The sequence below is a fragment of the Desulfosudis oleivorans Hxd3 genome, assembly GCF_000018405.1.
GTDB classification, from domain to species: Bacteria; Desulfobacterota; Desulfobacteria; order Desulfobacterales; family Desulfosudaceae; genus Desulfosudis; species Desulfosudis oleivorans.
This window is the reverse complement of the sequence record NC_009943.1, coordinates 1,479,336-1,504,530: the sequence shown is the minus strand read 5'-3', so window position 1 is coordinate 1,504,530 and position 25,195 is coordinate 1,479,336. Positions and strand designations below refer to the sequence as shown.

At 54.7% G+C, this 25,195-nt stretch carries 20 protein-coding genes and 1 tRNA gene; 9 read left to right on the top strand and 12 right to left on the bottom strand.

Annotated elements, in window-relative coordinates:
- Positions 1 to 2: 2 nt before the first annotated feature.
- The 6 genes from DOLE_RS06455 to DOLE_RS06425 form a co-directional block, all read right to left on the bottom strand.
- Positions 3 to 1,475: a type I restriction-modification system subunit M gene (locus DOLE_RS06455; RefSeq protein WP_012174682.1), complete on the bottom strand. Its 1,473-nt coding sequence runs from the start codon at positions 1,473 to 1,475 to the stop codon at positions 3 to 5.
- 16 nt (positions 1,476 to 1,491) lie between these two features.
- Positions 1,492 to 3,855 carry a type I restriction endonuclease subunit R gene (locus tag DOLE_RS06450; RefSeq protein WP_012174681.1) on the bottom strand — a complete coding sequence of 788 codons (2,364 nt, stop codon included), beginning with the start codon at positions 3,853 to 3,855 and terminating at the stop codon, positions 1,492 to 1,494.
- A 53-nt stretch (positions 3,856 to 3,908) separates the two neighbouring features.
- On the bottom strand, positions 3,909 to 5,387 hold the full coding sequence (locus DOLE_RS06445) for a sigma-54 interaction domain-containing protein (protein ID WP_232362732.1): 1,479 nt from the start codon (positions 5,385 to 5,387) through the stop codon (positions 3,909 to 3,911).
- Positions 5,388 to 5,868: 481 nt separating this feature from the next.
- A complete protein-coding gene (locus DOLE_RS06435; protein ID WP_232362731.1) occupies positions 5,869 to 6,150 on the bottom strand; it encodes a SemiSWEET family sugar transporter in 282 nt (93 codons plus the stop codon).
- A gap of 50 nt (positions 6,151 to 6,200) precedes the next feature.
- Positions 6,201 to 7,130: a hypothetical protein gene (locus tag DOLE_RS17160; protein WP_012174677.1), complete on the bottom strand. Its 930-nt coding sequence runs from the start codon at positions 7,128 to 7,130 to the stop codon at positions 6,201 to 6,203.
- A gap of 15 nt (positions 7,131 to 7,145) precedes the next feature.
- On the bottom strand, positions 7,146 to 7,481 hold the full coding sequence (locus DOLE_RS06425) for a DUF1232 domain-containing protein (RefSeq protein WP_012174676.1): 336 nt from the start codon (positions 7,479 to 7,481) through the stop codon (positions 7,146 to 7,148).
- Positions 7,482 to 7,876: 395 nt separating this feature from the next.
- Here DOLE_RS06425 and DOLE_RS06420 point away from each other — a divergent pair, with 395 nt between their 5' ends.
- The 4 genes from DOLE_RS06420 to DOLE_RS06405 all read left to right on the top strand — a co-directional run bounded on the left by DOLE_RS06420 (position 7,877) and on the right by DOLE_RS06405 (position 11,132).
- The gene (locus DOLE_RS06420; RefSeq protein WP_012174675.1) at positions 7,877 to 8,203 is read left to right on the top strand and encodes a nucleotidyltransferase domain-containing protein; all 327 of its coding nucleotides are present in this window, start codon (positions 7,877 to 7,879) and stop codon (positions 8,201 to 8,203) included.
- Between the two features lie 253 nt (positions 8,204 to 8,456).
- Positions 8,457 to 9,392 carry a DUF5692 family protein gene (locus DOLE_RS06415; protein WP_012174674.1) on the top strand — a complete coding sequence of 312 codons (936 nt, stop codon included), beginning with the start codon at positions 8,457 to 8,459 and terminating at the stop codon, positions 9,390 to 9,392.
- A 79-nt stretch (positions 9,393 to 9,471) separates the two neighbouring features.
- Complete coding sequence (locus tag DOLE_RS06410; protein ID WP_012174673.1) at positions 9,472 to 10,314, top strand: DUF4405 domain-containing protein; 843 nt, start codon at positions 9,472 to 9,474, stop codon at positions 10,312 to 10,314.
- Positions 10,311 to 11,132, top strand: a complete 822-nt coding sequence (locus tag DOLE_RS06405; protein ID WP_012174672.1) for an SDR family NAD(P)-dependent oxidoreductase — start codon at positions 10,311 to 10,313, stop codon at positions 11,130 to 11,132. The genes DOLE_RS06410 and DOLE_RS06405 overlap by 4 nt, the downstream gene beginning before the upstream one ends.
- A 120-nt stretch (positions 11,133 to 11,252) precedes the next feature.
- Here DOLE_RS06405 and DOLE_RS06400 read toward each other — a convergent pair.
- From DOLE_RS06400 to DOLE_RS06385, 4 genes are all read right to left on the bottom strand, one after another.
- A tRNA-Leu gene (locus tag DOLE_RS06400) sits at positions 11,253 to 11,340 on the bottom strand.
- A 58-nt stretch (positions 11,341 to 11,398) separates the two neighbouring features.
- Positions 11,399 to 13,105 (bottom strand): sugar phosphorylase, encoded by a 1,707-nt coding sequence (locus DOLE_RS06395; protein WP_012174671.1) that lies wholly within the window; start codon positions 13,103 to 13,105, stop codon positions 11,399 to 11,401.
- Positions 13,092 to 15,047, bottom strand: coding sequence for an acetoacetate--CoA ligase (locus tag DOLE_RS06390; RefSeq protein WP_012174670.1), 1,956 nt, complete (start codon positions 15,045 to 15,047; stop codon positions 13,092 to 13,094). Before DOLE_RS06390 ends, DOLE_RS06395 begins: the two co-directional genes overlap by 14 nt.
- 28 nt (positions 15,048 to 15,075) lie before the next feature.
- Positions 15,076 to 17,253, bottom strand: coding sequence for an acetate--CoA ligase family protein (locus DOLE_RS06385; protein ID WP_041280892.1), 2,178 nt, complete (start codon positions 17,251 to 17,253; stop codon positions 15,076 to 15,078).
- A gap of 425 nt (positions 17,254 to 17,678) precedes the next feature.
- Between DOLE_RS06385 and DOLE_RS06380 the strand changes: the two genes are divergently transcribed.
- Positions 17,679 to 17,933 carry a hypothetical protein gene (locus DOLE_RS06380; protein WP_012174668.1) on the top strand — a complete coding sequence of 85 codons (255 nt, stop codon included), beginning with the start codon at positions 17,679 to 17,681 and terminating at the stop codon, positions 17,931 to 17,933.
- 67 nt (positions 17,934 to 18,000) lie between these two features.
- Positions 18,001 to 20,319 (top strand): GspE/PulE family protein, encoded by a 2,319-nt coding sequence (locus DOLE_RS06375; protein WP_012174667.1) that lies wholly within the window; start codon positions 18,001 to 18,003, stop codon positions 20,317 to 20,319.
- 6 nt (positions 20,320 to 20,325) lie between these two features.
- Here DOLE_RS06375 and DOLE_RS06370 read toward each other — a convergent pair whose 3' ends face one another.
- Positions 20,326 to 20,682, bottom strand: a complete 357-nt coding sequence (locus DOLE_RS06370) for a hypothetical protein (RefSeq protein ID WP_012174666.1) — start codon at positions 20,680 to 20,682, stop codon at positions 20,326 to 20,328.
- A gap of 259 nt (positions 20,683 to 20,941) precedes the next feature.
- Here DOLE_RS06370 and DOLE_RS17155 point away from each other — a divergent pair, with 259 nt between their 5' ends.
- The 3 genes from DOLE_RS17155 (at position 20,942) to DOLE_RS06360 (ending at position 23,754) form a co-directional block, all read left to right on the top strand.
- Positions 20,942 to 21,580 (top strand): TetR/AcrR family transcriptional regulator, encoded by a 639-nt coding sequence (locus tag DOLE_RS17155; protein ID WP_012174665.1) that lies wholly within the window; start codon positions 20,942 to 20,944, stop codon positions 21,578 to 21,580.
- 186 nt (positions 21,581 to 21,766) lie between these two features.
- The gene (locus DOLE_RS18775; protein ID WP_408623522.1) at positions 21,767 to 21,874 is read left to right on the top strand and encodes a dual CXXC motif small (seleno)protein; all 108 of its coding nucleotides are present in this window, start codon (positions 21,767 to 21,769) and stop codon (positions 21,872 to 21,874) included.
- A 152-nt stretch (positions 21,875 to 22,026) separates the two neighbouring features.
- Positions 22,027 to 23,754, top strand: a complete 1,728-nt coding sequence (locus tag DOLE_RS06360; protein ID WP_012174664.1) for a YcaO-like family protein — start codon at positions 22,027 to 22,029, stop codon at positions 23,752 to 23,754.
- A 42-nt stretch (positions 23,755 to 23,796) separates the two neighbouring features.
- On the opposite strand, the gene DOLE_RS06355 is transcribed toward DOLE_RS06360, so the two are convergent.
- Complete coding sequence (locus tag DOLE_RS06355) at positions 23,797 to 25,161, bottom strand: hypothetical protein (RefSeq protein WP_153304372.1); 1,365 nt, start codon at positions 25,159 to 25,161, stop codon at positions 23,797 to 23,799.
- Between the last annotated feature and the right edge of the window lie 34 nt (positions 25,162 to 25,195).

The window sequence follows — 25,195 nt, the reverse complement described above, 5'->3', positions numbered from 1 at the left end:
TCCTATTTCTCCAAAATCCCTTCCAGCTCATTCAGTAGATCCATGATCCGCTCTTCCTTGGCCTTGATGGACTGAACCAGCTCCAGGGCCGGGCGGTGCTCGTATTCATCCTTGCGGTTCGGGTTTTTGGCCGACAGATCGTAGCCTTGCTCGATAATTTTTTCGATCGGCACGGTCCAGGAGTTGTCGCCCGCCTTTCTTTTTTCCCACTTGGCCAGAAAGTCCGGAAGCTGGTCCCCTTCTATGGGCTTTCTGGTGGACTTCAGCTCAAAGCCGTCGTTGGTCAGCTCACAGAACCAGACGCTTTTTGTCCCGCTGTCATCTTTGGGCCGGTCAAAAAAGATGACATTGGTTTTGACGCCGGTATATGGCAGAAAGCAGCCAGCCGGCAGGGAGAGGATAGTATGGACGTTGAACTGCTCCAAAAGTTCTTTGCGTACCTTCTGATCCGGGCCACCCCGGAAAAGGACGCCTTCGGGGATAACCACACCGGCCCGGCCGCCTTTGGCCAGGTTGGCCATAATGTGTTGAAGGAACAGGCACTCGGTGGCGCTGGAACGCACCCTGAAATTGGTCTGCATTCCCGAAGCCATTTTGCCGCCATAGGGCGGATTGGAGAGGATTACGTCATATCTGGCCTTTTCCCCCACGTTCTGGCTGTGTATTTCCAGAGTGTTGGTCAGCTCCAGGTTGGCTCCTTCGATACCGTGCAGGATCATGTTCATAGTGCCAAGCAGATAGGTAAGCGGCTTGATTTCCAGGCCGTAAAAAGTCTTCTTTTGTAAGGCGTCAAGCTGCGGACCGCTCAAGGTATTGTTGCGCCGGATATAATCTGCGGCTTCTCCCAAAAAGCCGGCAGTACCGAAGCAGGGATCATACACCTTGTCTTTGGGTTTTGGCTGAACCACCTCTACCATGGCCCGGATGATATGGCGCTGGGTATAAAACTCGCCAGCATAGCCGGCCGAGTCGGCGGCCACCCGTTTCAGCAGGTCTTCATAGATTTCCGAGAGCACAATCACATCGGTCTCACTGGAAAAATGCAGTTTGTCGACCTGTTGAACCACTCTGGCAAAAGAGATGCCCCGACGGCAGTAGTTGCGTACATTGTCAAAAATGCGACGAAACCGCTGAGCCAGCAGATCATCGCCCAGCCCTTTTTGGGGGTCCGGGCTGGTGAGTTTGATCCACAGCTTACCATCTACAAACTCCAGCATCTGATCAGGATGGTCGGTGTTTCTGGCCCAGCTGGACCAGGCATATTGCCCGGACAGGCGACGTCCGTAGGCGGTGTCGTCAAAATCTGCCTCCTGCTCTCGACGGGTCTCGGCCTCGTCAAAGGCCTTGAGGAAAAAGAGCCAGGCCAACTGCTCCACATAGTTGCGGGCGTCGACACCTTCCTGGTTCAGTTGGTCGCAGGCATTTTTCACGATCTGCTGGACTTCCTGGCGGCGATGGTCGATTTTACTGGTCATTGATGAACTTCCTTGCTTATACAGTCATGGGTACATAGAGGTGGTGCTTTACCGCCTCCAGGTCGGTTTTTAATAGTTGCGGCCCGCCGTAACGGCTGGTCAGGGTTTGAAAACTGCCGAACTGTGCGACAAACTGGGGGGCGCCATAGGTCCGGGCCTGCTCCAGATCATCGATTCCGAACAACTGGTAATGGTCAAGGGCGCATTGCCAGAATAATACTTTGAAGGGATCTGACGAACGGTAGCCGGGCTCGGGGTCCGCAACCTTATCCATGGGTTGAGACTTAGGAAATGAGAACACTTGTGCTTTATTAACTCTATTTGCCCCCAATTCATATTCCAGCCATTGGGCCTCATCCTTCCAGAAACGCTCTACACGCTGTGGGCGTGTTGGCACTCGCACCAGGTTGAAGCCGATTTTGGCCAGGATGTCCACATCGTCGGTCTTCGGCAATTCAAGGTAATGGCGGAAGGCGGACGGATAAATATCATGGTCCCGCAGCTCCTCACGCAACTCCTTGCGGCTGTTCTTGTCGATCCAGATGGTGAGCAGCTCGTCAAGGGACTTGGCTGAAACATCGAGGATAAAGTTCCTCGACTGCTCGGTATACTCCTCAAAGGGGATCTTGCGGCCATCCGCCAGGCAGACATAGCGGTTGGTGTCGGAAATAACCACCGAGATGCCTTCACCCGCCGGTTTTGCGGCGGGCTCGTCGGTTTTCTTCCGCGGCTTGGTTTTGGGTTGAGCCCCTTTCTGCCGGTTGGCCGGATGGCCGTCAAATTCCGCATCTTCAAGTTGACTGGCACCGGAATAATCGAAAATGGTAAAATACCGTTTATTGATATCCTCGCAGAGGCGGGTGCCGCGCCCTTTCATCTGCTTGTAAAGGATGGCGCTTCGAAGTGGTCTTACAAAAACGATATTTTTTACATCTGGAGCGTCGAAACCAGTGGTTAAAAGATCCACGGTTACGGCGACGCGGGGTTTGGTGGAACCGACAGTGGCAAAGTTGCGTTCCAGCTGATGACTGTTGCGTTCTGAACGAACTATGCGGCCGGCATAATCATCGTCTCCTGACAGGCGCCGCAGTTCAGCAGCCATGAACGCCGCATGGGTATCGTCCACGCAGAAGACAATGCTTTTTTCATCTCGCAAGTCGTATTGCCCTAAGATTTCCCAAAGGTCTTCAGCAATGGCTGTGGTACGGTCCGGCATGCGGATATCGCGTTCAAAGTTGGCTGTCGTATAGTGTTTGCCGTCCAGCCCGGTGTAGCCTTCTTCATCGACGTTGGTAATGCGTTCTTCAAGCAGGTAGGGAACAAGATAGCCGTCCTCAATAGCCTGCTTAAGGCTGTATGTGTAGATCGGGGCACCGAAGTATTCATAGGTATCGCGACGTTTTTCTTCTTCAGTCAAAACGCGGCGGCCTTCTTCAAGTTCGCGGGGCGTGGCGGTAAGACCCATCTGCAGGGCGGAGTTAAAATGTTCCAGCACGCCAAACCAGTCGCCGAATCCGGACCGATGGCATTCGTCGATAATGACCAGATCAAAAAAGTCCTGGTCGTAGTGCTCAAAGATTTTTTTGCCGTCCAGTTCTTCATCCAGGTTTTGATAATTGGCGAAGAACACTTTACCAACCTGGTGCTGGCCATTGGCGACGGTATCCTTGTTGATGGTGACGCGTTCATCGGTGGAAAAAGCGGCAAAAGCCCGGTAGGCCTGATCTTTAAGCGAATTACGGTCGGTCAGGAAAAGGATGTGCTGGCGCTTCAGGATACTGGTGTTTAACAATTTCCAGACCAACTGAAAAACGACAAATGTTTTTCCTGTCCCGGTTGCCATCAGCAGAAGGGCTCGGTTATTCCCACCGGCAAAATGCCAGAGGGTTTTATGGATGGCCACATCTTGATATGGCCTGACTACTTTGCGAGAGACTTGATCAATATGGTACCCAGCTGAAAAGACCTCGCCCCATTGATCCCAGTCAATGGAAATGCCGTGATGTGTGAGGATGGCTTCCGGCGATGGCGGCGCAGAAAGCGTTTCGTATTTGCCAGAATCATTGTCGGTAAGAACCCAGTCGGTGCCATTGGTGGCGATGGAAAAACGGATGTCCAGCCGTCCCGCATAACGCGATCCCTGTTGCATGCCATCGGCAGCAGAGATCGACTCTGCTTTGGCTTCAAGGACGACCAGTGGCGCACCATAATAGCGCAGAACATAGTCGGCAATAATTGTCTGCGTTTCATCATACATGGTATCGCCAGTAATATTGACCCGCCCGAGGCCGATGGTGACCTGACTATCCCATTGCCAGCCGGCTTTTGTAAGGGCTGGTTCAATTAAGTCTGTGCATGTCTGTTTTTCGTTTCGGCTCATCAGTGCCACCCAAAGTTAAAGTTGTCTGTTGTCACAGCAATGACCGTGCCAACTCATTCCAAACCGTATTTCTTGAGCCAGTTGGTCAGTGTCTGATAGCTGGGCATACCCAGCATTCTGGCAGCTTTTGTTTTATTGCCATGGGCTTCGGCCAGCCCTCTTTCAAGATAATGCACAGCAACCATTTCTATTATTTCCGGAAGGTTAATGCCCTGCGCAAGCGGCCGGTTAAGAACTTGTTCGTTTGTTTTATCATCAACAGAAACCGGAAGAAAAGCCTCTTGGACATCTTTTTCCGTGAGGATCTTGCCTGTCGACCATACCGCTGCTCTGGTCAGGGTGTTTTGCAGCTCCCTGATATTACCCGGCCAGGGGTGCTGAAGTAGAAGATTTTTTGCGGGTGCAGAAATTTTCTTGTGTTTCGATGCAGCGTCATGACCACTTTCTTTGTTGATCTGTTCCCAGAAGGAATCAATCAGCAGGCTGATATCACCTTTGCGGCCCCGGAGGGCCGGCAACCGGATCACTGCAACGGCCAGACGGTAAAACAGGTCTTCGCGGAAGGTGCCATTGGCCACAGCATCAATCGAGTTTTTGTTTGTGGCTGCGACAACCCTTACATCCACCTTTCGGGGGCGGGTTCCGCCAATCGACTGGATTTCGCCTTCCTGAAGGACACGCAGCAGCTTGACCTGCATTTCCCTGGGCAGGTCCCCTATTTCGTCCAGGAAGATAGTCCCTTGATGCGCTGCCTCAAAATAGCCAATCCGCTTGGAGGCCGCACCGGTAAAAGCGCCCTTTTCATGACCAAACAGCTCAGACTCGACCAGTTCGGCAGGGATAGCGCCACAGTTGATGGCGACAAACGGTTTTTCTTTCCGGGGGCTGGCGTTATGGATCGCATGGGCCAGCAGCTCTTTGCCTGTTCCGGATTCACCTTCTATCAATACAGGAATAGCGTGGGGGGCCACCCGCCTTGCCATGAGTATGATCCGCTGCATTTCCTCGCTACGGTGGATAATGTCGTCGAATTCGGGGGCGGCGGCAGGGAGGCCGGCAGCCAGATGCTCCAGGGTTTTGTCGGCCTTGCTTAGCAGGTCTGGAATGAAGTCAGCTGAAATGTCAAAGGGAACCGAGGCTGTGAGCACGCCATGCTCTTTGGAAGACTCGATTAATTCGGCTGGGAAGCGTGTCTTGGCCAGAATAATCCACACGGCTGCCATGGCCGGCGTGCCAGGGCTCAGGTGAAAGACCAGATCGGCATCCGGGCCATGCTCTTGGCGTTTCTCGGAAATAATCGCGGCAGCGGCCTCGTAAATCTCGCCAAAATTGGTGGGGGAAGAAAGTTTGACCTGCCTGAGTGTGATCGGACTGGTAGCTTTGTCTTTCACCCAGGCAATATATTTCTGTGCCTTGGCCTTTTCCCAGTTGTTGAGCAGCACAACTTCCCTGTAGGAGCGGGCCGCCAGAGACTGCGCCACCGGCCCCAAGCCGGCGGCCGGCTCTCCGGCAGCCGCCCTCAGATCTGTCATACCCAGCCAGCAGAATAGGATTGATTCCCCCATGATTCGGAACGATACAAGATTTTTTGTTATGGTGCAAATAATTTATTATTCCGGTCTTGGGCTTAATAATATAAATGACTACAGGTATCAATAAGCAAAAGCTATCAAAGAATGGATAATATATAGCTCAAGATATGATGCACCCAAAAGCGCCTTAATACAGGTGGGCCGAGTATGCCGTTTCATTATAAATGCCGGCCCTTTCTTTTTGTCCCGTGCCCTTGGTTCTCACCAATGTCGGGGTAGAACCATCCTCGCGGAGGCACTTTTCCTTCAGGTCGAAACAGTGCCCGCCAGAAAGATTCTTTTCTGGCCCGTACAGTAACATATGGCCCCAGTGCTTTATAGACGCCCTCTGGAATGTGAATGGCCCTTTTTTTGCCGGCCAGGGCAAGAAGCTTGTCGGCAAGGGTTGTTTGCGGCAGTCTCCAGGTCATCACTACCTCCATTATCGTTTATGCCTGTTCCCGTACTGATACCAAAGCCCGGCCAGTATGACCGTCAGCATGAGGGAAAGGGCATTGCCGAAAATAAACACCCTGTCTCCTGTGTGCAGGGCATACGCCATGATAAGCGACAGGCCGGTTGCCAGGGCCGTCAGATAAGATCCGCTGAGACCGTCGGCGCATTTCATCCGGTAGGTCTTGACGATCTGCGGAACCGCGCTGACGCACATGACAAACGAGCCTGCCGCTCCCATCAATTCAAATACACTTCCTGTTTCCATCATGATCCCCGGCCGTCAGCCTGCAACACGTTGCCTCTCACAGCAACTGTGGGTTATTCGGCATCTGCCCCAGTGCCCGGCTCCGCACTGTTTTCTTTTGTGCTTACCGGCTGGTATTTGAGTATGCCGATGGATAATGCAACCGATGCCAGTAAAAACAACCATGCCCCGGTGGCTGCAGCATTGACTGTTTCGTCAAACAGTTCGACCGACTTTGATGAGATGTAAATAATCGTAATGACGATGGAAGCGGTTGCGCATGCCAGCCCCCACAGCCTGTTGATCGGCCTGTTTTTGAAAAGCCTCAGCAGTGGATAGACCCAGAGGCCGAGGAGCCAGAAAGCGCCCTGGGACAGGCCTGATTGGGACGCAATACCCACATCCACCCAGTCCATAAGCATGGAAATGACTGCTACGCATCCCGCAACAAAAACAACCCTGCCGCCGAAGTTCCAGTTTTCCCAGTCGAATTTCATTTTGGCCTCACTGTGGTCCTTGTCAAAAGAAGCCGGTGAAACTTCGTGCGGTGTGATTGCGCTGTTGGGTGAGTTGTTATTCAGCCCCTGTTTGAACGCGGACAGGATCGTTTTATTGGGGCTCTTGAACAGCGCATAGGCATTGTCCACATGGGCTGTTGAAACAACTGTCATTTTTGTATCAGGCCCCGAAGGAACCAAAGTGATCAGGATGGTTCCCCATGTCATGAATTTTCTGAAGGCCGCCTCGACCTGGCAGAGGTCCTCGTTTGTTGTCACTTTTTTAAAGCCTGACGACTCCAGTGCCCTGACACATTTTGACAACCACTCTTCTCTTGCGCCTGACACTACCATTTCCTCTTGTAAACTTTTTCTGATAGCCATTTTTTCCCCTTTCTTATGGTGCCGAACATTGATTGTATGCCGGAACAAAAAACCCACGCCTCTGTTTCTCCCGGATAAACGCGCCTGTCGCCCCAGCAGTTGAAAAGCACTTCCTGTTTCCATTATGATCCCCACCTGTCAGCCTGTGACCATCGTTACAAAGCCCCACACCGCCATGCCCAGGACGGAAAAGGCAATGATGCCGATAAACACAAGCGCCCATTTGATCAGGCCCAGCAGGACAAACAGAAAGGCGCTGGTGTCTTCCAGCCAGCTCTGCAGCAGGTTGAGCGTGGCAATGGCCGCGACCAGAACATCGTCGATCTGGCCGACCACCGGCACATCCGGTATGGGGTCTATCGGCGACAGCACATAAAGCATCGCCAGAATGAACAGCAGCACCGGAATGAGCGTGGACCGTTCCGAAGATGAGGGAACATCGATAACTTCTGTTGCGTTTTGGGTCTGTGACATTGTGATTCCTCCTTTCAAAACAAAAAAACCTCCATGAATGATGGGTATCACTCATGGAGGTTTTAAAATAAAAAATGGTCTCCATGAGTGAATGCTAATTACTCAGGAGACCAACTTTTTCAGATCTCGCAGGGCCTGATTATGTCCATTTAAAAAATGGATTCACAAGCAAGATTGTCAAACAGCTGGATAAAAATATAATGCCGTTGTCCGATGGTGTCAACTGAAATGTTTGACCGTCGCCGCTTACTGTTTGCAATTTCTGAAAACCGTACTAAAATAGCACAGTTCGATTCAGCAGTAATGGTTTTGCAGGCACCTTTCTCGTGGCCATGGACAAGACGAATAAAACCTTTTGCCACGGACTATATGCGCCGGATAGAGGAAATAAAACAATGGCTCCAACAAAAGATGCCGTCATCCGCGATATAAGAAGATATGGCGCCACGCTCAGGGAAAACAGCATTCCTGTTCAGCGGGTTCTGCTTTTCGGCTCATGGGCCAGGGGGGCGGCCGGTGAAGACAGCGATGTTGATATTGCCCTTATTTCTGATAAATTTACCGGAGACCGGTTTGAAGACAGGCGCAGAATTGTTCCGCTGAGACGGGCCATCAACAACCGGATCGAGCCGATTCCGTTTAATTCAAAAACCTTTGCAAATGGCGGCAACCTTATTGACGAGATCATTCGTCACGGGGAAGAGATTGACGCCGTTGTCTGACCGGGAATTTCGAGGCCGAAATCGAACCGGCACAGAGCCTTGCTTCAGGGATTTTAAGTCCCTTGCGGCTACAGAATTCCAAATACACCCCATATAATCTGCCTTATATTCTCCAGCGATCGGTTTATTCTGATTTTGCAAAAAGGACAGGGACCCGCTATATTACGCAAAAGGATGCGCAGGCTAACGCGACACTATAAACCGAGCAGAATTCCAGTTTTTAAATTTTCAATTTCACAGGAGTTAAAAAGCCATGGGAATTTTGTATGAAGTCACAAGTTTTACCGGGTGGGGTATCTGGCTTTTTGTATTGTTTGCTTTGATGGCATTCAATGAACTTGGCCGTACCACAAAATGGGGAGGGATTGTGCTCTTCCTGATTGTTCCTGCGGCACTAACCATTTTTGTCTGGCCGACGACCGCGGCCCCGGGCAATGAATATGGCACGGGCAACTGGTTCAACTGGGTAAAAACCTACTCGGCTCTTGCGGGGTGCCTTGGATTTATGGCTATCCGCTTTATTCCCGGACTTGCCCGGAAAAGATGGGCGTTATGCTTTCCACCCCTTATTCTGGCACTCAATATTTTTGAAGCATGTCTTCGTGATTTTCAATGCTATGCATATGGCGCATGGGAAGGAGCGTATATTGACAATCTCTGGCTGATATCCGGTCCATGGAATATCATGAATGGTATAGCTGGCCTGCTTAACATCATCGCCATCTCGGGGTGGTTTGGTATTTTTATCTCCAAAGACAGAACCAAAGACATGATCTGGCCCGACATGATCTGGCCCTGGATAATCGCTTATGATTTGTGGAACTTTGCCTATACCTACAATTGTATTGCCGATCATTCATTTTACTGCGGACTGGCATTGTTGCTTGCCTGCACCATCCCTGCTTTTTTTATCAAGAAAGGGGCGTGGTTGCAGCACCGCGCGCAAACACTTGCCTTGTGGATCATGTTTGTCATGACGATTCCTTCGTTTGCGGATCGTATCGCTCCGGTTCACACCACACATGACCCCAAAGCCTTTTTTGCCGTCAGCCTGCTGGCCCTGATCGCCAATGTTGCACTGTGCATCTACCAGTTCAATAAAATCCGCATACACAGGCTCAATCCGCTGAAAGATGAAATATATACGGAATCAAACGCTTACAAACGAATCATAGAAGAAAACAGGTAAGTGAACCGGGGGGTGGAGCAAACGTTTATCTGTATGTCAACGGATCATCCCGGGTAATGATCGTATGAGGTAGTTCCCGATGAGTATGAGAAGAATCGTATCCCTCACGGCTTTTTTGTCGTTCCTTGTTACGTTCCTGACCAGCATCATTTTGTATATCGTTCCTGAAGGCCGTGTCGCATACTGGGCGGACTGGCGGCTCTGGGGGCTCTCCAAAGAAGAGTGGGGCGCCATTCATATCAATGTCGGTTTTCTGTTTCTGCTGTCGCTGCTGCTGCACATTTATTACAACTGGAAGCCGATTGTCACTTACCTCAAAAACAAGGCCAAGCAGGTAAGCATATTTACAAAAGAGTTTAATGCCGCCCTAGTGTTAACCGCGTTGTTTGTTTTCGGTACATACTTTGGCGTCCCTCCCTTTTCCACCATCATTCATTTCGGTAAAAGTTTCAAAGACGCTGCCGCGGAAAAATACGGCGAACCGCCATATGGCCATGCCGAGCTCTCATCGGTTAAAACGTTTGCCAAACAGATGAATATTGACCTGGAAAAAGGAATGCTTCTGCTAAGGCAGGCGGGTTACAGGGTTGACAGCGACGCCTGGACACTCAAGGAAATAGCCGAACAGAATGGTGTATCGCCTCAGCAGGTATTCCTGGCAATGTCCGACGCCATACAAACCGCTGAACAATCCGTTGGGCTTCCTGAAAAGCCCGCGCCGGGCGCCGGGAACCTGACACTGGCGGATTTCTGCACGCAATACCACCTCAACGTAAAAATGATCATGAGATCGCTGAAAGATGCGGGCATTACATCAGAAGCGGATATGACAATAAAGGAAATCGGCGAAGCCAATCAAACCGGTGCGATTGAGGTTTATGAACAGATAAGATCATTCGCCGACAGGAGCAACGAGCAATGAACCTGTTCACCGATAAAGTCTTTATTGTAACCGGCGGGGCGTCCGGCATGGGCCGGGCCGTTTGTGAACTTCTGGGGACGCGCGGCGCCATATTGATTATTGCCGATATTGACGGAGAAAGCGCTGAAAAGGTGGCGGCCGGCATTACGGCTGCGGGCGGCCGAGCCACGGGCGTGTTCCTGGACACCACGGCGGATGAAACGGTCAGGCGGCTGGTGGATGAAACAGCCGCCGAGTACGGCCGGCTGGACTACATGTTCAACAACGCCGGTATCCTGATCGCCGGGGAAGTGAGAGACATGAGCGACGACCATTGGGCCCGCATCCTGGATGTCAATTTCCGGGGCGTTCTCACCGGTACGCTGGCAGCCTACCGGATAATGGTTGAACAGGGTTTTGGCCACATCATCAACACGGCCTCCACGGCCGGGCTGGTTCCCATTCCGGTGATCACGGCATATGCCACTACCAAACACGCCGTGGTGGGTCTTTCAATATCCCTGCGGCCGGAGGCGGCCAAAGCGGGGGTCCGGGTCAGCGTGGTCTGCCCGGGATATGTGAGTACATCCATTTTTGACAAGGGGACCGTGGTCAAAGGGGATATGGCCGGACTGCTGTCGACCATGCCCATAAAACCCATAAGCCCGGAAAAGGCGGCCGGATATATTGTCCGGGGTGTCGCGGCCAACCGGGGCGTCATTGTTTTTCCCTTCCATGCACGATTCCTCTGGGCACTGTATCGCATGTGCCCGGCCTTTTTCGGCTGGGGGTCCCGGAAGGTGGTGGACGACTTTCGGAAAATCAGGGACCGGCAATAAGGCAAATAGGCACTTTTACGGGGGCCATTACAGGGGGCAGCTTTGCAAAAGAAAGGCGGGGACCCGTCCCGCAGTGATTTTTCTTTTGAAATCAGGCACAAGGGTGTCCGGCTGATGTGGTGGTGCCTGGGGCCGGAATCGAACCGGCACAGCCATAATGACCGAGGGATTTTAAGTCCCTTGCGTCTACCTATTCCGCCACCCAGGCATTGGGGCAGGAAAATGAAATGCCGATATATAAACGTATCGTTCCGGCAATGTCAAGATTATAAAGGGGCCGCATCGGCCAGCCATACCGTCTGCCAGGGTTCCAGGTGAAGATCGCCGGTGTTCATGGGCCGGCCGGTCACCAGGTCGGTCATTTGGGCCGGGGTGTCCGGCGGCAATGCAATGGTCTGGGAAGCACCCGACACACTGGTGACGGCGACCAGGGTCTGTTCGGCGCAGGTCCGGCGAATGGCAAAAACACGGGAAGAGAGGTCCAGCACGGCAAAAGGCGCGTTGGGGTGGAACGCGGGCTGGCGCCGGCGCAGGTTCAGTAGGTAAAGGGCCGCGTGAAAAACCGCGTGGCCAAGAGTGCCGGCTGTATCAATGGCCCGGTTTACATCGTCTGTGTCCAGAGGCCGGCGATTGATGGTGCGGGCCCGGCCGGTCTGTTTGACCCCATCGGCCCAGTTGCGCGTACCCAGCAGGGTGTGAATGTAGACCGCCGGTATGCCGGGCAGTGCCAGTTGCACGGCCAGGGAGGCCAGCAGGCGGGCGGCACGGGTGGTATCGCTGTCGCCGGCCCGGCTCAGGGCGTCCAGGTAGGTGATGTTGAGCTCATAAGGGGCCTGGGAGCCGTCCGGCCGGGTGCGAAAAGAGACCTGGCCCCCGTTTTCCAGGGTATGGGCCGTCAGCCGGTCGATTTCGGCCTCGGGAAGAATGCCCTCCAGGGGCCGGACCCCGATACCGTCGTGGGAGGCGGTAAAGTTTAAAAAAGTGGTGCGGTCCGACGGCAGTTCCAGGGTGGCGGCCCACCGGGTCAGGGCTGCGGTGTTCTCCGTAATAAAGGCATGAAGCAGCAGGGGCGGCAGTGTAAAATTGTACACCACCTGGGCCTCGTCCCCGCCATGGCCGAAATAGCTGATGTTTTCGGCGTGGGGCACGTTGGTCTCGGTGACCAGCACCGTGTCCGGGGCCACCCGGTCCAGCACGGCCCGAAACAGCCGGACCATGTCGTGGGTCTGTTCCAGGTGAATGCAGTAAGTGCCGGGCTTTTTCCAGAGATAGGCCACCGCGTCCAGCCGGATGAAGGCGGCCCCCTGCCCCACGTAGAACAGCAGCACATCCACCATCTTTTCCAGCACGCCCACGCTGCAGTAGTTCAAGTCCACCTGGTCGACGGAAAAGGTGGTCCACACATGAACGGTTGTACCGTCCGCCTTTTTAAAGGGGGTCAGCAGAGGGGTGGTGCGGGGCCGCACCACGCACATCAGGTCTTCTCCGGGCCGGGCCTCAATGGCCAGGTCTTCAAACCCCTGCTCTTTGGCAAGGTAACGGGAAAACCAGGGGCTCTGGGCTGAGATGTGGTTGAGCACCAGGTCCACCATCAGGTCAAAATCCCTGCACAGGGCGGCGATGTCGTCCCAGGTACCCAGATCGGGGTCCACCCGGTAAAAATCGATCACGGAAAACCCGTCATCCGATGAATAGGGGAAAAAGGGCAGCACGTGAACCGCGGAAAAGGCATCCTTCAGCCGGGTGCGGGCAAATTCGCCCAAAGTTCCCAGCGGGGCCTGGCCCGGCCGGTTCAAGGTGTTGCCGTAGGTGATGAGGACCGTGTCGGCCTCGGAAAAAAAGGACTGTTTTTGTGCGGGCCGTGCGGGAAAGCCGGCCATCAGGCGGTTCAGATGGCCAGCGGCCTGGCCGGCCGTGTCCGGGTCGTAGATTCTTTCCAGCAGCGACTGGATCTGGTTGTCAACGGTGTTCAATCAAATCCTCCAGGCCCATGAAAAAATCCAGGGACTCCGGATTTTTCAAAGCGTCCCGGTTGCCGGGGTCTTTGCCGTCCAGAATCTTTTTCACGGCCAGCTCCACCTTTTTCATGTTTAACGTATAGGGAATGTCCGGGGCCGCCACAATCTTTGCCGGCACATGGCGGGGCGAGGCATTAGCCCGGATCACGGCCCGAATCTTTTCTTTTAATGCATCGGTCAGCTCGTGGCCCGGCGCGGGCTTTACAAACAGGATCACCCGCACGTCGTTTTTCCAGTTCTGGCCCACCACCAGGGCGTCTTCCACCTCGTCCAGGGTCTCCACCTGGCGGTAGATTTCAGCGGTGCCGATGCGGACCCCGCCGGGATTCAGGGTGGCGTCGGACCGGCCGAAGATCACCACGCCGCCGTTGTCGTTGATCTGGATAAAATCGCCGTGGGTCCAGACGCCGGGAAACCGCCCGAAATAGGCCTGCCGGTATTTTTCGCCATCCGGATCGTTCCAGAAGTAAAGCGGCATGGAAGGGATAGCCGCCTCGCACACCAGTTCGCCGGACCGGTTGACCACGGCCCTGCCCTGCTCATCATAGGCGGCCACCCTGACGCCCAGGCCCCGGCACTGGATTTCGCCCGCGTAGACCGGCCCCATGGGATTGCCCAGCACAAAACAGCTGTTGATGTCCGTGCCCCCGGAAATAGAGGCCAGTTGAAGGTCGGCCTTGATTTTGCCGTAGACAAAGTCAAACCCGTCCGGGCTCAAAGGAGAACCGGTGGAGAGCAGGGTTTTCAGGGGCGACAGGTTGTGACTGTCACCGGGGCAAAACCCGGAATCCCGCAGGGCCGCCAGATACCCGGCACTGGTGCCGAACACGGTAAAGCCCTCTTTTTCGGCATACCGCCACAGCACACCCGGGCCCGGATGAAAGGGGCTGCCGTCATACAGGGCCACGGTGGCGCCGGTGGCAAGGGCAGAGGTCAGCCAGTTCCACATCATCCAGCCGCAGGTGGTAAAATAAAAAATCGTGTCATCCCGGGTCAGGCCGGTATGCAGCACCTGCTCCTTCAACTGCTGGATCAGCACACCGCCGGCTCCCTGCACAAAAGACTTGGGCGGGCCGGTGGTGCCGGAGGAATACATGATGTAAAGGGGATGATCAAAGGGGAGTTGAACAAAGTCTATGGTGCGGGCATCGGGGTCCTGAAAATCGGAAAACAGCACCGCCTTTTCAAGGGTGCCGATCTCCGGGTCCGGCCGGGTGTAAGGCACAATAACCACCTTTTCAAGGCCGGAAAGCGCGCCGCACACCTCGCGAATCCGGGGCAGGCTGTCGATGGCTTTGCCCTTGAAAAAATAGCCGTCCGCGGCAAACAGCACTTTGGGAGAACTCTGGCCGAACCGGTCCAGCACGCTTTTGGCCCCGAAATCCGGGGAACAGGAGGACCACACCGCGCCCAGGCTGGCAGCGGCCAGCATGGCAATGACCGCCTCGGGCATGTTGGGCATAAACCCGGCTACCCGGTCGCCGGGGGCAATGCCAAGGGCTTTGAGGGCTGCCGCGGTTTTTGCCACACCGGCATAAAGCTGCGCGTATGTCAGCAGGCGGTGCCGCTCCCCCTCGCTGCAAAAAACCAGGGCCGTGTGATCATCCCGGTGGCGCAGCAGGTTTTCGGCAAAATTGAGACGGGCCCCGGAAAACCACTTTGCCCCCGGCATTTTTAGCGGATCATCCACCACTTCGGTATACGGCGCTGAAGAGCGGATGCCTGTAAAATCCCACACACGGGCCCAGAAGTCGGGAATATGGTCCACCGACCAGCGATACAGGTCATCGTAACCCTGGAACCGGGTGCCGTGGGCCTGGTTCACCTTCTCCATGAACCGGTACATGTTGGAGCCCCGCACCCTTTCCGGGGAGGGCTGCCATAACAGTCTGGACATGAGGGTCTCCCAAGGCTGAATACCCGTATTACCGCCGGACCAGAAACCGCCGGTAGTCGTACATCTTGGCCAGGGCCTTGACCGCCCGTTCCGGGGTCGGGAAAAAGAGGGCGTTGTATTTGTGGCCCGCCACCTTGTTCACGGTCTTGTCCTCTTTTTCATCGGTCATGATGCTCACGCCGATCACCGGCTTTTTGTATTTGTCCATCATGGTGACCACGTGCTCGACATACTCTTCTTCAAACTTGTAGAGCACCTTCACCACGTCATTCAAAAAGTCCGGCGTGTAGGTAGGGTCCACGGCAGTTGACTTGACAATGCGTTTGGTGATCAGCCGCTTTCCCATGATGCCCAGGTTGATCACCGCGTCGCAGCCGTCCCACTTGAGCAGGGCCTCCATCACCTGCATGGGCAGGATGTTGCTGGATTCGCCCACCAGGTCAATGGGGTTGGCGCGGCTCCAGTAGGGGGGCAGCAGGGCGTCCATCTCCTTTAAAATATCCGGGGTCAGTTCCGGCACCCCCAGGTTGTAGGCCGAGCACAGGTCGGCGGCCACCACGCCCCAGCCGCCGCCCAGGGTCATAATGCCGATACGGTTGCCCTCGGGCAGGGGAATGGATGAAAAGGCGGCGGACAGGTCCAGCATGTCCATGGGCTGGTCCACCTTGACGATGCCGGACTGGCGGCAGACGGCGTCAAAGACCCTGGCGTCGGAGGCCATGGCCCCGGTGTGGCTGGCCGCGGCCTTCTCCCCCACTTTTGTCTGCCCGCCCTTGAGCAGCACAATGGGCTTTTTCATTGAAAGCCGGCGGGCATATTCCAGGAACCTTCGGCCGTCTTTCACACTTTCGATATAGAGCATGACAATTTCGGAAAGCTCATCCACCTCAAAGGCGTGCAGGTAGTCTTCAATGGTCACCATGGCCTCGTTGCCCGACCCGCTGAAGGCCCGAATCTCAATACCCTGCTGTTCGGCAAACTGCAAGAGCTGGCCCCCCATGTTGCCGGACTGGGAAACCATGGCAATGCCGCCCGGATCGGGCCACACATGGGTGCCGGTGCAGTAGAGTTTGATGTGGGGATTGGCGATGCCCATGGTGTTGGGCCCCACCATCAGGATATCGGCGGCCCGGGCCCGCTCCACCACTCGGGCTTCCAGTTTTTTGCCTTCCTCGCCGGTTTCACCGAAGCCTGAAGAGATCAGCAGCATGTGCTTCACGCCCTTGGTCTCCAGGTCGGGAATCAGGTCCAGCACCTTGGCCGCCGGAATGGTGACCACCGCCAGGTCCACGTCGCCGGGAATGGCCGAGACCGTGGGATAGGTCTTGCGTCCCGCGATGGTTTCCCGCACGGGGTTGACCAGGTAAACCTCGCCCTCGTAGCCGTTGCTCAGCACGTTGGTAAACAGCAGGTGGCCCCACTTGCCCAGCCGGCCCGAAGCCCCCACAAAAGCGATGGACTGCGGATAGAAAAGCCTGCCCAGCCGGCGGGGGTCCACCGGCGGCGGCACAGGGCGTTCCTCCCGAACGCTTCCCCTGATCACCAGGGCGTCCACCGCGCATACCCGGCCCTCAGCGTCCACGATCAGGGGGTTGATATCTACCTCTGCCACGTCCGGCGCTTTTTGGCTGAGGTCAGAAAGCCCCATCAGCACCGATACCAGCTGGTCCCGGTCCGCGGCCTTTTCGCCACGGAAATCGTCCAGCAGCGATCGGGAACGGATCTCGTCAAGCATTTCACGTGCGTCTGCCGCCTCCAGGGGCGCCACCCGAAAAGTCACGTCGGACAGGGCCTCGGTAAAAATACCGCCCAGGCCGAACATCACCACCGGCCCGAACACGGGATCATAAAAAAGGCCGGCCACAAACTCTCTTTTGCCCTCCACGTGGGGCTGGACCAGAAACCCTTCCAGCAGGTCACCGGCCCCTTTTTGAATTTTATCGCATGCATTCCTGACAGCGTCGGCACTGCCCAGCTTCAGGTGAACCAGGCCGGCCTCGGTTTTATGCAGCAGCTTTGCGCCCAGTCCCTTGACCACCACCGGAAAGCCCATGGCTTCGGCCGCGGCCACTGCCGCGTCCGTGTTCAGGGCCGCCGTCTCTTCCACCACCGGAATGCCGTACTGTTTGAGGACCGCCTTGGAATCCTTTTCAGACAGGGCCTGCCGGGCCGCATCGTCTTTTTTTGTTTTTCCTGCTTCTTGCATCACATGTTCCTTAAAAATACGCATTGTATTGACAGAAGAGGCGCTCCGGCAGTCCGCTGCCCGGCCCCCAAAAGCAAACAGCATAATGGGCGCCCTCTCTGTTGTCAAGCATTCACAGGGACCGGCCCATGCCCTGCCGCCTGTGGTCCCCCGGCCCTGAACGGCTGCTTTGCCCACCCGGCCGGCCTTGTCAACCTGTATCCCGTGCTGCGGGAAAACCGCTTTGCATTTTTTTTGTGCTTCTGGTAAAAATATACCATCGTAACACACAGATTTGCGCGCATGTTCCGGCACGGTTTACCGAACCTCATTATGACCGCATGCGCGTTCCGACCCTCAGACAACCCCTTGAAGATACGGGCTTGACATGGGTCCGGCCCCAATATACAGTTAATAGGCTAACTAAGGACAAACACTGTTTCACCATGACAACTGAAAACAGGCAACCGCTTTGGGGATTGGTGTGGGGGATCATGCTCCTGCTGATGGGGTGCGGCGTATTTTACCGGACTCACCAGCTGATTCCCCGCATCGAGGAGATCGCCGGCGCCCCTGCCACGGCCCTTTTCATCCGCATATGTCTATACATCATGGGAATACTGCTGGCAGGGGGGGGGATAAAGAAAATTCGGCATTATTACAGCCGACCACGGGCCGACCAGACAGACCCGGCCCCCTGACCGATGCACGGGATTACCTTTTCCTGCTTAACCGTCAACTGTTAACAGACAACACAAGGAAACAGCCATGGCAGTGACGCTCTCCACCGCCCAGACAGGTACAGGAGCCCATAGCTCCTCTTCCGATGCCGAATACAGAAGAAAGGTGCAGGAGGTCAACAAGCGCATCTTTTCCGCCGCCAACCTGGATGAAATCCTTATCGACATCAAGGAAGACATCATTGACCTTTTTGCCGCCCAGCGCATCACCATCTATTACGTGGACGGCATCAAGCGGGAACTGGTATCGCGGTACAAGTCCGGCGAGGAGGTGGAGGAGATCCGGGTGCCCCTGTCTCCGGACAGCATTGCCGGTTTTGCCGCCTACAAGCAGCGAATGGTCAACATCAAGGACGTATATAACCAGCGCGAACTGGTCAAGATCGACCCGGCCCTCTCCTTTGACGAAAAATGGGACCGCCGCAGCGGTTTTACCTCCAAACAGATACTGGTGGCCCCTATCCTGTTTAAAAAGATGCTCATCGGTGCCATTCAGCTGGTCAACCGCAAGGACGGCAAGCCGTTTACCGAAGAGGACGAACGGAACCTTACCGAGCTGGCCGAAACCATGGGCATCGGCCTGTACAACCAGAAAAAAATGGCGGCCGCCAAAAAAGGCCGGCGCAACAAGTACGATCACCTGATGGAAAACCATATCCTTACGCAGAAAGAGCTGACCCGGGCCGTTACCCTGGCCAGGGAAAACAGCCAGACCGTTGAGGAGGTGCTGATCAAGGAGTTCAATGTTCCCAAGGATGAACTGGGAACCTCCCTTGCCAAATACTATGACGCGCCTTACCGGCCCTACGACAAAGGGACCCCCATTCCCGGTGAACTGCTGGGCGGCCTGAAAGTGCCGTTCATGAAAAACAACACATGGGTCCCCCTGTGCACCACGCCTGAAGGCGACATCCAGATCGCTATTGACAACCCCCACGATATTCAGCGGGTCAACGAGATTAAGGCTCTGTTCACGGGCAAGCGTATCAAGTTCTGCGTCTCCTTCAAGGAAGACATTTACGATTTTATCGAGCTGTTCACCACCGACGAAGTGGAAACCTCCTCCATTGACGATATTCTTTCCAAGATGCAGGAGGAGGAGGAAGAGATTGAAGACACCTCCATGGGGGTCAGTGAAGAGAGCAGCGCCATTGTCCAGCTGGTCAACAAGGTCATTATTGACGCCTACAACCGGGGGGCCTCGGATATTCACATCGAACCCTACCCTGGAAAGGGCAACACCGAGGTGAGAATCCGGGTGGACGGCCGGTGCACCCTGTACCAGACCATTCCCTACCACTACAAAAACGCGGTGGCATCCCGTATCAAGATCATGTCCGACCTGGATATCGCGGAAAAAAGAAAACCCCAGGACGGCAAGATCAAGTTCAAAAAGTACGGGGGCCTGGACATCGAGCTTCGTGTGGCCACCGTCCCCACCCAGGGCGGGCTGGAAGATATCGTCATGCGTATCCTGGCGGCGGGCGAGCCCATTCCGCTGTCCAAGATGGGCTTTTCAAAACACAACTACGACAACTTCATCACCTGCGTTACCCGGCCCTACGGGATCATCTTTGTCTGCGGCCCCACCGGTTCCGGTAAAACCACCACCCTGCACTCGGCCCTGAAATATATCAACAAGGTGGAAACAAAAATATGGACCGCCGAGGATCCCGTTGAAATCACCCAGCGGGGCCTGCGCCAGGTCCAGGTAAAGCCCAAAATCGGCTTTGACTTTGCCGCGGCCATGCGGGCCTTTCTCCGTGCCGACCCGGACGTGATCATGGTCGGTGAAATGCGGGACAAGGAGACCACTCACATCGGCATTGAGGCATCCCTCACCGGCCATCTGGTCTTCTCCACACTGCATACCAACAGCGCGCCGGAAAGTATCACCCGTCTGCTGGACATGGGCATGGACCCCTTCAACTTTGCCGACGCCGTACTCTGCATCCTGGCCCAGCGTCTGGTGCTGACCCTGTGCAAGGACTGCAAGAAAAGCTACCACCCCAGCAAGGAAGAATATGACGAACTGGTGCGTCTCTACGGCGGCCAGGAACTCTTTGACAAGTCAATCAACCTTCCCTTCACCGACGACCTTGAGTTTAACCGTCCTGCCGGCTGTAACGCCTGCAACAACACCGGGTACCGGGGCCGCATGGGCCTTCATGAACTCCTTATGGGCTCCCTGGATATCAAACGGCTGATTCAGACCCGTGCCCGGGTGGAAGAAATTCGGGAGAAAGCCATTCAGGAGGGCATGCGAACCCTGATGCAGGACGGTATTGAAAAAATCTTTCAGGGGTACTGCGACCTGATCATGGTGCGCAAGGTGTGTATTTCCTGAGGCGAATCAGCGCGGGGCACCTTCGGTTGTTCCGCTCTCCTGCTCCAGAATGGCCAGCCCGACCAGGCAGTAGTCCCTGAACCGGCCGGAACTTCCTTTGGTGATGTGACAGATACGGGTTTTCACAATCCGGGTGGCGCCCAGCAGATCCCGCGGGAAATATTTCATTCGGAATTCTCTGCCTTCGGACAGCACGTCCAGAATGTGGGAATCCTTTTCAATCAGAATGCACATGCCGTGGGAGGACATGTCCCAGAGCACGAAATGACACAGCGACGCCATCTCTTTTAAAAAAAACTGTACGCTGTAGTACTCGTCCACGATGGTCCTGAGTTCGGACCGCTTCTCAGCAGGTAGTGTCATAAAAACTTGCCGGTCTCTTCCTTTGGTTTTCCTGTGGTGTGAATAGCAGCTTTCATAGCCTGTGTCAGGTTTTTTGTCAAAATAAATTGTCGACAATTTAACCGGGGTTTCCGGTCTTAAGGCGAGAAAAATACAGTCGCATTCAATAAGTTATCATAAATACAGTTTCTTCTTGACTTAAAGGCCGGAAAATATTACCCTAATAAAACTTAAACGCAGTTTAGGTGACCAAACAACCCCAAAAGAAGAGATTTTACTTATGTTTAAAGAACTTAAAGAAAGAGAAAAACTGGCCCGGCAACAACTGATTGTTGAGGTTGCTGAAAAACTTTTTCATGAAGAAGGATATGATTCAGTGACCATCCGCCGTGTGGCAGAGACCATTGATGTGTCCCCCGGTACCATTTACACCTACTTTAAAAGCAAGGAAGAGCTGGTTGTCTGTGTGTTGATTCACAACATGAAGCTCCTGGAAGAAAAAATCGCAAAAAGCCTGAAAATCGATGATCCGATAAAAGCCCTGGTGGCTATTGCAAATGATTATAAGGCCTACTATTCCCGGTTCGGCCGGTACGCCAACGTGATGGATCTGCTGATCACCGACGAAAACGGATACGCACTGGTTTCAAAAGAGCTCCTCAATGAACTGGGCGCTGTCGTGGAGCGCATTCTCGACGGCATTGCCGAACGGATGAACCGGGATGAGACATCCAAAAAAATTCTGAAGGGCATTCCCCCTAAAAGGGTTGCCGCCGCCATGTGGGCCGTGGCCCAGGGAATTTCTTATATTTCCCTGCCCCTTTCCCCCCGGCCCGACCGCGGCTGGTTCGACTTTGACCAGGTGTTGTCTGACGTGATGCACCTGCTGCTGACGGACACAACAGCAAAGCCAAAATAAATCAAATAGTTATTTTTAATTTGGCCGGCATACTGCCTGCTTCCGACATTCGCCTTTTGAAACCACCGGCAAATGGTTTCAGCGTTACAACAGGTGCCAAAGGAAACCTGCATCATGACAACTGAAATGCAGTGCCTTTACTGTAAAGGTCCGGTGGAGATTCGCAGGACCTGAAAAGCCGTCTACCTGCGATGCAGGTTCTGCAACGCAAGCTTTACACCGGAACAGTACACACAACAGATGGACGAAGAATTTGAAAACCGGCTGGCTGATGTGCGGTGTGACCGTATCTAAATACCGCGGCACACGCCTCATGGGGCTTTTCAAAAAACATCCGACCACAAGTCAAAGACCGCACGGGCTGACCATTGTCACGCCCGGCGGCCTTTTTCTTTTCCAGCCTCGCCGTGCTTCCACGCCGGGCAGGCTTTTATAAGGATTCGAACATGTCGCCTGTCATCTTAAAGGATGCATTTAAAACCGTTACCACCGACCAGGACAAAATCCTTGCTCCGGAAGAGACAGTCCGGCGATTCCGGGAAAAGACCCGGGAGCTGGGTCTTCGTATCCTGAAGGAGACCAAACGCATCGATACCGGAAGGCTGGATATTCCGGTCTATTTCAGTGTGTGCGGTCCGGACGCGACCGCCATCACCCGGACCACCAAACAGATGGGCAAAGGCGCCACGGTCCACCAGGCCGAGGCCAGCGCCGTGATGGAGCTGGCCGAACGGTTCAGCTTTTTTTCATTTGCCGACACCACTGAAAACTTTCACACCGGCACTTCCACCGACTTCGCCCCCCGTGCGATTCCCTTTGAACTGATCGCCCGGTCGGTACACGATCAGTCCGACGAGCTGGCTGAGGCCCGTGTCCTGTTTGAATCACTTTCCCTGCAATGGGTGGAGGGGTACAACCTGACCCGGAACACGGACACCATGATCCCCTTTGACTGGTTTTTTATGATCAACGAATTCAACGGTCCATCGGCCGGCAACTGCGCGGAGGAGGCAATTCTCCAGGGCCTTTGCGAAGTGGTGGAACGCCATGTCTCCTCCCTGATCAGCCGGGAAAAACGCCGGGTACCGCATATCGATCCGGCATCGGTCACCGATCCGATGGTGATTGACATGCTGGGAAAATACAAAACCGCGGGCATTCATGTTTTTCTTTCCGATTTCACCCTGGACATGGGCATCCCCACCGTGGGGGTCCTGGCCTATGATCCGGCCACCTTCCCCCGTAAAAGTGAAATTGTGTGGACGGCGGGAACAGCGGCCGATCCACAGAAGGCCTTGAGCCGGGCACTGACGGAGACCGCCCAGCTGGCCGGAGACTTTGAAACCGGTGCCAGCTACGTGGCCAGTGGTCTGCCCAAGTTCAAAAACATTGAAGATGCCGATTTTATCACCGGCCCCGGCCCCACCCTTCCCATCACCCAACTGCCCGACCTGTCGGATCGTAACATAAAGGTGGAAATCCAGCGGTGCGTGTCTGCCCTGAAGGAGAAGGGGATGGAGGTGCTGCTGGTGGAAACCACCCATCCGCGACTGGGTGTCCCTGCCTTTTACACCATCGTGCCGGGGGCGCACTTCCGGGAACGGGCCGCGGGCACCAGCGTGGCCATGTTCTGCGCTAAAATGGTGGCCGAAAGAATGCCGCCGGACCAGGCTATTGGCCGCCTGAACGAAATGGACCGTATCCTGCCTGGAAAATATTTCATTCAGTTTTATCTGGGCTATTGCCGGCTGGCCTCGGGCGACCCGGAATCCGCCATCACCCATTTTACGCTGGCACTGGACTTAAACCCGACCGACCAGGACCGGTCCAGCATCTACTCTTACATGGGTGTGGCCTTAAAAGAGATGGAACGGTTTGACCAGGCCCTGGCGGTGCTTGAAAAGGGCGCGGACCTGGATGAAGACCGCACCGACATTTACAACCTCATGGGATTCTGCCATTTCAAACGGCAGGAACACGAAAAGGCCATTGACTGCTTCAAAAAGGTGATTTCCCTAAATCCCGGGTCGGCCATCGATTATGCCAACATCGGCGTCAACTACCGGGCCCTGGGCAACATGGAAAAGGCGGTCCAGTATTACATGATGGCCCTTGAAATCGACCCGTCCATCGGGTTTGCCAGGGAACACCTGGAGGAACTGGGAAAAGGGTAGACGGCCCCTTTTCCACGCGCGAAGCATGTTCCCGGAGCCCCCTTATTCCTGGGCCGCCGGCGCGCACCCCGGGAAAAGGTGGACTTCCCGCTGTTGCTGGGCTGCCTGAAATTCCATGGCCGACTTGGTGGCCTGAGACTGCTGCACCAGGTCCAGCACGTCCCGGTAAAGCACAAAGGTGTGATCAAAAATGCGCACCGGTGTCACACCGGGTTCCCGGCTGGCCGATTCCCTGCATTTGCCGCCCCGGTAACAGGGAATCAGTTCCAGGGTCCCCAGGTGACGGTTCTTTTCAAACAGGGCATAGGTGCCATAGGGCACCATCTGACCCGGCTTATAAGAGAGATACCGCTGCCCCGGCTGCAGCAGGGTAATGTCCTCTGCCACGATACTGTCCTGCTCTTTTTGCAGCCGCTGTTCTTCCTTCAATGCCCGAAAATCGGTCCGCGCCAGCCCCTTGAACAGGCAGAGCCGTTCAACTGTTATGACGTTATCGCTGGTGGCCGTGGCCGCAATGGTGGGGTCCCGCACCACCAGTTCATAGGTGCCCTTGACCATGGGAAAGGTATAAGTGGTGTCATACCCGCCCTGGCTTTCCCTTGCATCAGCGCCGGAAAGCAGGTTGTGCCTGTATTTCTGAATGTTGAAAAATTTTATAATCTGGCCCACGTGAATCAGGTTGTCCTTGTCCCCTCCTGGATTCAGACCGGGGAAGAGCCGGCCGTAGTATTCCATGAACAGGGTGTTGACCGGTTCCTTTCGATCATAGCCGGAGACCTTGATATAAGCGTTGATATCCTCCGGAATGTCGGTGGCGAAAAAATTTTTAAAATGAATCGTCAGGGTGGTCAGGATGGAGTTGGTCTCCTTGAACCGCTCCTTCAACTGCCGTGTGAGTGGAAACTCGACCAGCTGGCCCTCAATATTCCGAATCTTGATAGTAAAATCGGAAGAGAGCATGTCGTGGTTCATGATCAGCATGCGGGTCATGGCAAAATCGCCGGTGCGCAGGTAGGCATAGGCCAGCATCTGGAACAGGCGCTGTTCCACCTCGGAGAGCCCGGTTGTTGATGGCTGAACTTCACCGGCGACGGTCAGCGATGCCTTTTTAAATGAGATATACTCTTCGTAAAGGGAATCCAAAAGCTTTTCAAAATTTTTCAGCTCGCTGATATAGGCCGCGGCATCAGCCCTGGCCACCACGGACCCTTTCTGCATGTTCTGAAGGAACACGGGGTAGTCCCGCTGGGTAAAAAGCTCAATGCCTTCCAGAAACACCCGGCAGTCGTCATGAATGCTGGCCAGATAAGATGATTTCAGCCAGGCGCCGGTCCCATCCTGCCCCATCGCGGCGGTTCCCCAACCCGTCAGCACTACCAGTACCGCCACCATCAGAGTTCTTCGCATGATTTTATAACTCCTTGTCCTTGTATCAACCATC